The organism is Bacillus cereus group sp. BfR-BA-01380 (assembly GCF_022663535.1).
GTDB lineage: Bacteria > Bacillota > Bacilli > Bacillales > Bacillaceae_G > Bacillus_A > Bacillus_A cereus_BB.
In genome coordinates, this window is sequence record NZ_JAKUFS010000090.1 from 1 (window position 1) to 533 (window position 533).

Here is a 533-nt window from a genome sequence, read left to right on the forward strand (position 1 = left end):
GGTGGAACTGTCCATAATCGTTGATAAATAAGCTTTTTTCCCTTTACCGTAAAATAAATATGTTATATCAGTTAGAAGTGTTTTTCCGGGCACACCTTGCTTAAATTGTCGGTTTAATAAGTTTGGAACAACTCGATGTTCTTTTGTAGCTTTCATTATCCTTTTACATAGATTAGCCTTTCTAATAGGACAAATAATGTTGTACTTTTTCATGATTCTTCTGATACGTTTCAAATTGTAGACAACCTTAAATTGACTCTCCAAAATCATTTTGATTTGGCGTGCCCCTTTTTTTCGCTTTTTGAAATGTAATGCCTTTAAGATGATCTCTTTTGTAGTTTCATCTTCTTCATCTTTTCTCTTTCTCTGTTCTTGTGACTTCATTGAGAAATAATTATAATAACCACTTCTTGAAACTTCCACTATTTTACACAAGTAACTCACCATATGTTTTAATTGATATTTTTCAATCACCGAGCGAATTAGGATGTATTTCTGGGAAGGGGTGAGAATTACTTGTTCATCCTCCTTTC

The 533-nt window shown here is 32.6% G+C and carries 1 protein-coding gene; it reads right to left on the reverse strand.

All coding sequences use genetic code 11. The features are described 5' to 3' along the window. The coding region (locus MR076_RS25980; RefSeq protein WP_242225430.1) for an IS3 family transposase at positions 1-533 on the reverse strand (533 nt) is incomplete at both ends.